The 8783-nt window shown below is 38.6% G+C and carries 9 protein-coding genes and 1 pseudogene; 3 read left to right on the top strand and 7 right to left on the bottom strand.

Annotated features, from left to right (window positions below; all coding sequences use genetic code 11):
- Nucleotides 1-112 precede the first annotated feature (112 nt).
- The 3 genes and pseudogenes from F6K54_RS34350 to F6K54_RS34340 all read right to left on the bottom strand — a co-directional run.
- Nucleotides 113-523, bottom strand: a pseudogene (locus tag F6K54_RS34350) (IS5 family transposase); the annotation flags it as partial.
- 298 nt (nt 524-821) lie between these two features.
- Complete coding sequence (gene rpmF / locus F6K54_RS34345; protein ID WP_293088079.1) at nt 822-998, bottom strand: 50S ribosomal protein L32; 177 nt, start codon at nt 996-998, stop codon at nt 822-824.
- Nucleotides 999-1103: 105 nt separating this feature from the next.
- Nucleotides 1104-1583, bottom strand: a complete 480-nt coding sequence (locus tag F6K54_RS34340) for an NINE protein (protein ID WP_293088078.1) — start codon at nt 1581-1583, stop codon at nt 1104-1106.
- Between the two features lie 379 nt (nt 1584-1962).
- Here F6K54_RS34340 and acsF point away from each other — a divergent pair, with 379 nt between their 5' ends.
- Nucleotides 1963-3039: a magnesium-protoporphyrin IX monomethyl ester (oxidative) cyclase gene (acsF, locus tag F6K54_RS34335; RefSeq protein ID WP_293088076.1), complete on the top strand. Its 1077-nt coding sequence runs from the start codon at nt 1963-1965 to the stop codon at nt 3037-3039.
- Between the two features lie 263 nt (nt 3040-3302).
- On the opposite strand, the gene tnpA is transcribed toward acsF, so the two are convergent.
- Nucleotides 3303-3716 (bottom strand): IS200/IS605 family transposase, encoded by a 414-nt coding sequence (gene tnpA / locus F6K54_RS34330; RefSeq protein ID WP_293088081.1) that lies wholly within the window; start codon nt 3714-3716, stop codon nt 3303-3305.
- Between the two features lie 406 nt (nt 3717-4122).
- Between tnpA and F6K54_RS34325 the strand changes: the two genes are divergently transcribed.
- Nucleotides 4123-4251, top strand: coding sequence for a hypothetical protein (locus F6K54_RS34325; protein WP_293088075.1), 129 nt, complete (start codon nt 4123-4125; stop codon nt 4249-4251).
- A 90-nt stretch (nt 4252-4341) separates the two neighbouring features.
- Here F6K54_RS34325 and F6K54_RS34320 read toward each other — a convergent pair whose 3' ends face one another.
- From F6K54_RS34320 to F6K54_RS34310, 3 genes are all read right to left on the bottom strand, one after another.
- Nucleotides 4342-5952, bottom strand: a complete 1611-nt coding sequence (locus F6K54_RS34320; RefSeq protein ID WP_293088073.1) for a DUF4335 domain-containing protein — start codon at nt 5950-5952, stop codon at nt 4342-4344.
- A gap of 71 nt (nt 5953-6023) precedes the next feature.
- A complete protein-coding gene (locus F6K54_RS34315) occupies nt 6024-7559 on the bottom strand; it encodes a transposase (RefSeq protein WP_293088072.1) in 1536 nt (511 codons plus the stop codon).
- A 307-nt stretch (nt 7560-7866) separates the two neighbouring features.
- The gene (locus tag F6K54_RS34310; protein WP_293088070.1) at nt 7867-8442 is read right to left on the bottom strand and encodes a DUF3038 domain-containing protein; all 576 of its coding nucleotides are present in this window, start codon (nt 8440-8442) and stop codon (nt 7867-7869) included.
- A 152-nt stretch (nt 8443-8594) separates the two neighbouring features.
- Here F6K54_RS34310 and F6K54_RS34305 point away from each other — a divergent pair, with 152 nt between their 5' ends.
- Nucleotides 8595-8762 carry a hypothetical protein gene (locus tag F6K54_RS34305; protein ID WP_293088069.1) on the top strand — a complete coding sequence of 56 codons (168 nt, stop codon included), beginning with the start codon at nt 8595-8597 and terminating at the stop codon, nt 8760-8762.
- The last annotated feature ends 21 nt before the right edge of the window (nt 8763-8783 follow it).

Below are 8783 nucleotides of genomic sequence, written 5' to 3'. Positions count from 1 at the left end.
TATCTAACAGGCTCTTCTTTGGTGGCCTCGCTTATTGCAGGCTCTTCCGCTGTGGCCTCGTATTTGCCCTATTCATACCCCTCTAGTTGCTAGAGGCTCCTAATAGGAACGAGTCGCACTCTACTACCCCATGTATTTTAGTACTCAATCCCCCTTTACTACGGCCAATGTTCTCCTGTTCTGCACTACTGTCTTTCGCCCCGGCACTATGTTGATGAGCACGAACAATAGTGGCATCGATCATGGCATATTCATTATCTGCATCCTCAGATAGAGTTTGAAATAGTCTTTCCCAGACCCCTGAACGACTCCAGCGACTAAAACGGGTATGGACAACACGGAAGTCCCCAAATCTTTCTGGTAAGTCTCTGGTTCGGAATTCCGGCTCTATATCTGTATAAAACAGCTTCCACAAAGAGGCGGTTGTATGCATGCTGTTCTTCCTACAGTTCCTTCACGGCCTGGTAGTAAATGTTGAATGCGTTCCCATTGGTCCTATGCGCAAACCATAACGTCTAGTCATTTAGAGCAGTCCTTAGCATATTATTCCTGTAGTTATTCTTCATAAGCATACTATACTTTTAATGTCAACCTCTTTAATTGATGACACGCCCTAGTAATTTCCGTGAGAAGGTAAAATCTTGAAGGTAGCTAGGTGAGTACTGAAACTTCTGTACAAAACAGCGGTGGGTCTCATCGTTGCTGCCTGTGGAGTTTAAGAAGATGCTCAACCTTGGAAGCAGGAAGCCCTTTTCCGTGAAGGAGGGAAGCCCTGGTTATAGCGCTAGCTTAACGAGGGAGAACGTCACTTCTCCCATTGATTAATCCTCTTCCTCTTCTTCCTCAGCACTTGGATATACAAAACTGTGGGAACGTTGAGTAAGAACTGATTTCCCTAAAGATAGCGCCTTCTGTGCCTCCAGTCTTGCTTTGCGCTTCCACTGAGATTTCCGCATCTTTGTCTTAGACTTTGAGGTTCTCTTCTTTGGTACAGCCATGAAAGTTATTGTATAGATATTTATAGACAGACTACTATAGTACCTTAATTTTAGTAACTATGGAAGACCTCTAAATATATTTGCAATGATTATTAGTTGGAAAAATTATAATTCATGGAAATCGTAAATTACAATTCCTGTCTCTGGATGGTTATCCACACTAACATAACCAGTTTTGAGCATTTCCTTGAGAGCTTCTTCTACTTCTGCAAAGCTAGCTCCTGTTGCCATAACCCCCTGACTAACAGATAACTTTCCTCCTTTAGTGGCAGCTGACCTGAGTAAAGCTACCATTAACTGTTGACGGGTTTGTGGAGGAGAAACTTTCATAGAGACCACGCCATTTGATTGATATAGTGGCACTCCTTGGGATGAAGTACTTAATTTTGCTTTGACTTTAGTGTTGTGTTCTTCTACCATATTAGGAATTAACAACAAATCAATAAATTGGCCTACTCCAAATAAACCCCCAGTAAAGAGCCAAAGTAGACCCGTCAAAATTTTTCCATTGTATAAACGATGACATCCGTTAAGACCTAGGATGCAAGCTCCCCAGAATAGGTAACTGTATCTTATACTATTCATTTAGTCCAAAAAATTATTTTTCAGAAATCAATATACTTTTTTGCCTAGTTACTTAATTTTCGTTATGGGCACTTAGTATGATTACTATCTTAGTCCAAGAATATAATTGGGAAAACAGTAATAATTCCAACTTTGATGTCGGGAAGGGGTATCCCGTTTAGTTATATATACTTTGCAATTCTTAACTAAAACTTTGCACTTCAGTCCTTTAGACCTTGGTAAACTATTAGCGTGGAAAATATAATACTTTTTTGCTCATCCTTTAAACTGTAACCCACATAAATGGTGCAGATTAAAACAGGGGGGGGAGTTAAAGATATCTAAAAATACCCCACACTATCAGCCATAGATTCATAAAATTAAGAAAACAACAAAAGTTATGGTAGATTCTCTAAAAAAACCAGATTTTCAAGAAATGCGACCAGGGGTTAAAGTTCCCTCGAAAGAAACTATTCTAACTCCTAGATTCTACACAACAGATTTTGATGAGATGGCGAAAATGGACATCTCAGTCAATGAAGATGAATTGATAGCTATTCTAGAAGAATTTCGTACTGATTATAACCGCCATCATTTTGTTCGGGATGAAGAATTTGCCCAATCATGGGACCATATTGATGGGGATACTCGTAGGTTATTTGTTGAGTTTCTAGAACGTTCTTGTACAGCTGAATTTTCTGGTTTTTTACTCTACAAAGAATTGGGTCGTCGCCTCAAAAATAAAAGCCCTATTTTGGCTGAATGTTTCAATTTAATGTCTAGAGATGAAGCTCGTCATGCAGGTTTTTTAAATAAGGCAATGTCAGATTTTAATCTATCGTTAGATTTAGGATTTCTGACTAAAAGTCGTAAGTATACTTTCTTTAAACCAAAGTTTATTTTCTACGCTACTTATCTATCGGAAAAAATTGGTTATTGGCGCTATATTACTATCTATCGTCATTTAGAAGCTCATCCAGAAGATAGAATTTATCCTATTTTCCGTTTCTTTGAAAATTGGTGTCAGGATGAAAATCGTCATGGAGATTTCTTTGATGCTATTATGAGGGCACAACCACAAATTTTAAATGACTGGCAAGCAAAATTGTGGTGTAGATTTTTCTTACTTTCTGTGTTCGCTACTATGTACTTGAATGATGTTCAAAGAGCTGATTTTTATGCTGCTATTGGTTTGAATGCTCGTGATTATGATAAGTATGTAATTGAGAAGACTAATGAAACTTCAGGACGTGTTTTTCCAATAATTTTGGATGTAGAAGATCCTCAATTTTATGAAAGACTAGAACTTTGTGTCAAGAATAATGAAAAGTTAACAGCGATCGCTAATTCTAATAAGTCAGGTGTTGTGAAGCTTTTCCAGAAGTTACCTCTTTATCTGTCTAATGGTTGGCAGTTCCTGAAACTATATTTTATGAAGCCAATTGAAACTGCTACTATGCAAACTTCTGTTCGCTAAAGAAGTCTTTATTGAAGAAGGCAGAAGCTTTATTGAAGAAGGCAGAAGACAGAAGGCAGAAGGCAGAAGGGAAAGAAAGGTCTAAAAGGGTAAGGTTTTTTATTGCGCTATTATTCGGACATGATATAACTTCTGACTTCGCGCCTTATGAATTCTGACTTCGGTAAAACGGTATTCCCTTTTCCTTCTTCCTTTCTTAACCCCCCCGGCGGGAAGTCCAGCGCTGTAATTTTCAATTCAGCGCCGTATGGGAAAGCCGGGCGTTATGTGTGTGGTTCCTCCTGATTCTCTATGTACTTTTTTAGCACTGAAATACTGACACCACCACAGCTAGCTATAAAATAGGATTCGCTCCACAAAACAGCTTTGAAGTAAACCTGATTTATTTGTTCTGAAAACTCTGCCCTAAGTCTTCTACTACTTACAGATTTCAGGTTAGTAATAAATTTAGGTAATTCTAACTGTGGGTAGTATTGAAATAACAAATGTACATGGTCGGGTTCACCGTTGAACTCTATTAGTTTGCAGTCCCATTTAGTGCATAGATTGTCTACTATTTCTCCTAAGCGCTTGAGCATTTCCTGGTTGATTACTTTTTTTCTATATTTAGTTACCAAGACTAAGTGAGCTTTCATGTCAGAAACTGCTCTACCACTTGATACAAAATCATTTTTCATAATTACTTCAATATAACTGTTGATAAGAAAACATACAGTCATTATAATAACAAGTGTAGCGATAAAGGTCGATACTAGAATGCTACTGAAATATAAATACAAGCTAACACCTCATAAAAGGCAAACGGTAATTATAGCTAATTAGGGTTTGCTGAAAAAGTCTTATGGGTAAGGGTAGGAGACAGGAGACAGGAGACAGGAGACAGGAGACAGGAGACAGGAGAAATGGGAATTATAGAGGAGGCAGGAGGAAGAAGAATCAAGGAATTATTCTGGGCAACTATACGCCTAAAATGCTAATTTTTTTAACCATTACAACCTAAAAGCTTGGACTTTTTTTAACTAAAAAATGCGCTCAACCTTTATATGTCAATACTTTTAGATTTAATCAGCAAGCCCTAATTAGTTGGAATTAGCCAGAAAGCAATACAATTACCGTTTAGCTCAAAGGCTGAATTGGTTTGAAGCAACGCGCACACCAGTAAACGCTTGTCCACTTAATGTTTCAGTAGTGCCAGTAGAACGAATTTATTAAAACATTCCAGACTTTAGAATACAAACACGCGACGGTAGGGAAAAGGACAGTAATGGTAATCCGATAACCAAGAAAAACGTCGGGAGTATCTCAATTCAAGGACTCTAAAAAAGTCTGAACTTGACCATCTGGTCTCAAAACCAATCGAATTTTAGCAGTCTTGTCACCCTCAATATTAGAAACAAAAGTTTCTTCCTCTAAAGGCATCTCTGTATTACCATAAAACTCAACTGATGCTAGACCAATTGGAATTACCTTTTTCACTGAACCATCACCGTTTAATAACAAACTATACTGCAAATTCTTATCTAAATCTGATGGTGGTTCCCAACTTTTTTCAAAATATTCTCTTACCTCTGCAACTTGGGGAATTCGATCAAATAATGTATATTTTGGTTTCCTGCCAGGATTTTCACTAGGATCAACCATAGGTTTGCGATCGCGTAAAGCAACTGGTTCTACATCTTCCAAGGTCGGTAAATCAATTGATCTAGGAACATTAACCGGAATACGACTCACATCTACATAAGGTCTTACCCCACCCCCTCTATTAAGTGCTGGTGGCAAAGGTTGGTTTGGTGCGGGTGGAATTTGCAAATTTGGGGGCGGTTGCACGGGAGGTCTCGGTTGTACTGACACCCCATAGTTAGGTATTGCTGGTGGAGGAATTGGTGGCGGTGTTGTTGGTGGTGCAACAGGAACTGGTGGCAGTATTATTGGTGGTGCCGGAATAACGACTGTTCTAGCATTTTCCTGGTTTTGAGAGGGACGAGGAAAATCAATCAGAGGTGGTGGTACGTTATTAGGAGCAGGTGACGCGGGGTTTTGTGTAGGAAAAAGAGGAGATGGTGTGGGAATTGGGGATGGTTTGATAATTGTTGGTGTTGGTAGATTTGTTGGTGGTGTTGGTAATGGTGATAGAGTTACTGTTGGTGTTGGTGTTGGTGTTGATGTTGATGTTGATGTTGGTGTTGGTGAACTATTGCTTGGTGGAGAAGCGATAGTATTAGGCTCATTTTGTTGCTTGCGAATAATTGCGTAGCGGTCGTATAATTTAATAGCGCTTGCTGTTAAACCAGCACTGATAATAATTAGTATCATAGTCTGCAACCATTCAGGAAGAGGTTTAACTTCACCGTCAGACTTAAACTGAGGCAATGTCTGTATATCTGTTTGGCATTCATCTAGAGCGATCGCCAGGTCAAATAGTTGCAGCATACTCATGGTAATAAAACTTCCTGACTCTTTAGTCGCTAGAGACCCCAAAAATAGATCGTGGTTTAATAAGTCTCGTGGTTGTAGATAAATACTTTGACCGTTTATTGGAGGTGGGGAATTAGGTATGGAAAGTTTGGCATCAGCAACTTCAGCAACTTCGGTTGTCTCTTCCTGAATTTTTGTTTGTGAGTTTGATTCTGTTGTAGTGCTATTGTTTTCTTCTCCTTTATTTTCATTGTCTAGAGGTAATTCAGGAGATTTACTGAGAAATTCTTGTACATAAGTGGTAACAACTTTGTGGAGAGTGTCTAATTCACTGCGGCCGCCTCTCAGTGTAATATGCTCTGTTTCTGATACCCTGGGGTCGTCAAAACTAAGACTAAAACGTTGCTTTCTGGGAATACCGATCCATTTTAAGGCCGCTAAACCTCTAGCTGTAAATTTTAATGTACAAGTTGGGGGAGTATAACTTCGTGAAGGCATTTGAAAACCTTTGATTTAAGAAGGAAGAAGGAAGAAGGAAGAAGGCAGAAGGGAAAATTGCTGATGGATAGTCAACGTCCGACCGCGTGCATATCCGAATCGCCCCAAATAATTTTAAGCACCCCCTGTAAGGTGGTGTATTGACATACTCCCGACGCTCCCCTACGGGAGAGCGCGGGATTCTTCAGCCAGAGAAACTCTGACCGCAGTTTTAACAGAGGTGATGTCCTCCCCCTGTGTAGATAACAATCCAACCCACCCCCATCCCCTCCCGGGAGGGGAGCTAGAGGGGTGGCTGAGTTATAGTCCCTATCTAGTTCCTGTCCACAATTACTACATGAATGCCAGCGCTCTGATAAACTTTTTGAGACTTTATTCAAGCATTTCCAACAATGTTGAGATGTACCTTTAGGGTCTACTTTGACAATACTTTTACCAAGCTTCCATGCTACATACTCTAAAACTTGGATAAATTGACCAAAAGCTGCATCTTGCAAAGACTTATTCAGTCCTGACTTTGCGGACTGGCCGTTTGGTAAGAACTGACCATTATCTCCTAATTTGGCTTTGCAACGTCGGAGTAAAGAAGCTACCTGTAGGTCTTCAAGAAATATCACCCTTACATCTGAAAACAGATGGTAAGCAAGTTTGAATTGCCAATCCAAGCGCTGTCTAGATATTAGTTGATGGAGTTTTGCTATTTTACGCTTGAGAATTTTCCAAGGTTTGGAATGCTTGGACTTTTTGGCCAATCTCACCTGAAGTTTAGATAAACGATGCTCAGAGAACCTAAAAAACTTAGGTACTTCTATAAATTCACCATCACTGGTAACAGCGTAATGCAACAATCCTAAATCAATACCTTTTGAGTTATCTAAGGTAGGTTGAATTTCTACAACCTCTATAGGTACAGTTTTATCTTCTATCGTGAAGCTGATATACCAACCATCAGCTTCACGGATTACTGTTCCTGTCTTGACCTTAAATCCTTTTGGTATTGGGCGATTGAAGACAAAAGGGACTAGACCTATCTTTGGTAAATTGATACAAAAACGACCGTTGGCATTTTTAACAATATTGGTATTTGATAACTGAGGATAACTGAACGAATTATAATAATGATTCCCTTTGAATTTCCGCCTCCCACTGGTTTTACCGTTTTTGTCAGGTTTGGTAAAGTGATCCATTGTTGTTTGTACTCTTTGGATAACATCCTGCAAAACTTGGGAATGTATGGACTTATATTCAGGGAATAGTTGTTTTGTTTGTGCCAAGTCTGCCAGTTGCACAGTCTCCCACAAAACATAACCATTGACTATATTTGGATGTTTATCCCCTTTCTTAGTTATTGAATTACCACTACTGTCTTTTTTTCTACCGTCTCTTGTTTGTGTTCTAAATTCAGGAATGTTTTTATAAATTCGTTCTACTGGTACTACTGAAACATTAAGTGGACAAGTGTTTACTGGTGTGCGCGTTGATTCAAACCAATACAACCTTTCAGCTAAACGGTAATTATATTGCTTTCTGACTAATTCCAACCAATTAGCTATAATTACCGCTTGCCTTTTATGTGGTTTAAGCTTGTACTTGTATTTCAGTAGCATTGAAATATCGACCTTTACACCTACACTTGTTATCATAGTGGCTGTTATATGTAATTGTCAAAAGTCACTATAAATAATTATGAAAAATCATTTTGTATCTAGTGGTAGAGCTGTAAATGAACCACACATATAACGCCCGGCTTTCCCATACGACGCTGAATTGGAAATTACAGCGTGGGACTTCTGGCCGGGAAAGTTAAAACTTTTTCAATCAATCAATCAATTTTTGAGTTTTTTGTTAAATCGGTATTTTGAATTCTGCTCAAGCATTTTACTTCATACTAAAAATTTAGTATGGTTTTGGGGTCTAAAATTTCAGACTTGACCAATGACGACTACACCCTTGAGGAGCACTATAAAATAACAAATCAAGTAATAACTTAAGACCTAATTGTTCAGGGTCATCGTGGGAAGTATTTTCAGAGTATTTGTAATATTGTTTATATGCTTTTTCAAATTTATCTAGATATTCTCTTAATAAGGTAACTGATTGAGGTTTAGTCTTTTGAGCAGCAACTTGTTCCATTAATGAGACTGCACGACGAATTAATGCTTGGTTTTGTTTTGCCAAGTGACATATAACTAGGATGAAAGATTTTGCTTCCTCTGTTTTGAGAGGCTGGTTTGGCAACATTCCCCGTTTTTCACCTACCACTAAAGTTAGTTCATCAGCTAACTTGGGAGCTATATTCAATTTACTCGCTACTCGCAATATGGTGTCTGAATTAATTCCTGTTAAAGAATTTAGGGCTAATAATTCCATGTCCAATTTTGTTCTAATCTGGTTTGATTGAACTTTTTGAGCCACGGTGGGCTGGGTATAATCTTGTCTCGAAGGCATTATGAAGACTGAGGCATTGCCAGGAGCAGCGGATGTTACCATACTATAGACCTCTTAAAAATTTATTACAAGCAAGTCTATTGTAGTCGCACTTTGCCAAATTGTGTCTACTATGTCGGAAAACTATTTAGACATCTTCATAAAAGAGGGAGTAGGCAGTAGGCAGTAGGCAGTAGGCAGTAGGGTGCAGGTTCATGTCATTAGAAAATCCTGAAGAAGTATATAACCTATTAATGCAGTTATGGAAACCTGCTTTAGAAAGAGCAAAGGTTGAAGTAGTAGACATGCAAGCAGTAGTAGACCAAGAAGGTATAGAAAAAGCAATCCTATATATGGTATTTTTGGAGTTAGTTAAATGGTAAGGTCAAAATATGTTTCTGTAA

The organism is Okeania sp. SIO3B5 (assembly GCF_010692555.1).
GTDB lineage: Bacteria > Cyanobacteriota > Cyanobacteriia > Cyanobacteriales > Microcoleaceae > Okeania.
Note: the sequence above shows the minus strand (reverse complement) of the source record. Positions and strands in the feature narration are given on the sequence as shown.

Bases quoted from the DNA above. Each gene is read 5' to 3' on its own strand.
- rpmF (WP_293088079.1), bottom strand. From the start codon at position 998: ATGGCTGTACCAAAGAAGAGAACCTCAAAGTCTAAGACAAAGATGCGG.
- F6K54_RS34305 (WP_293088069.1), top strand. From the start codon at position 8,595: ATGTCATTAGAAAATCCTGAAGAAGTATATAACCTATTAATGCAGTTA.
- F6K54_RS34310 (WP_293088070.1), bottom strand. From the start codon at position 8,442: ATGGTAACATCCGCTGCTCCTGGCAATGCCTCAGTCTTCATAATGCCT.
- tnpA (WP_293088081.1), bottom strand. From the start codon at position 3,716: ATGAAAAATGATTTTGTATCAAGTGGTAGAGCAGTTTCTGACATGAAA.
- F6K54_RS34320 (WP_293088073.1), bottom strand. From the start codon at position 5,952: ATGCCTTCACGAAGTTATACTCCCCCAACTTGTACATTAAAATTTACA.
- F6K54_RS34340 (WP_293088078.1), bottom strand. From the start codon at position 1,583: ATGAATAGTATAAGATACAGTTACCTATTCTGGGGAGCTTGCATCCTA.
- acsF (WP_293088076.1), top strand. From the start codon at position 1,963: ATGGTAGATTCTCTAAAAAAACCAGATTTTCAAGAAATGCGACCAGGG.
- F6K54_RS34315 (WP_293088072.1), bottom strand. From the start codon at position 7,559: ATGCTACTGAAATACAAGTACAAGCTTAAACCACATAAAAGGCAAGCG.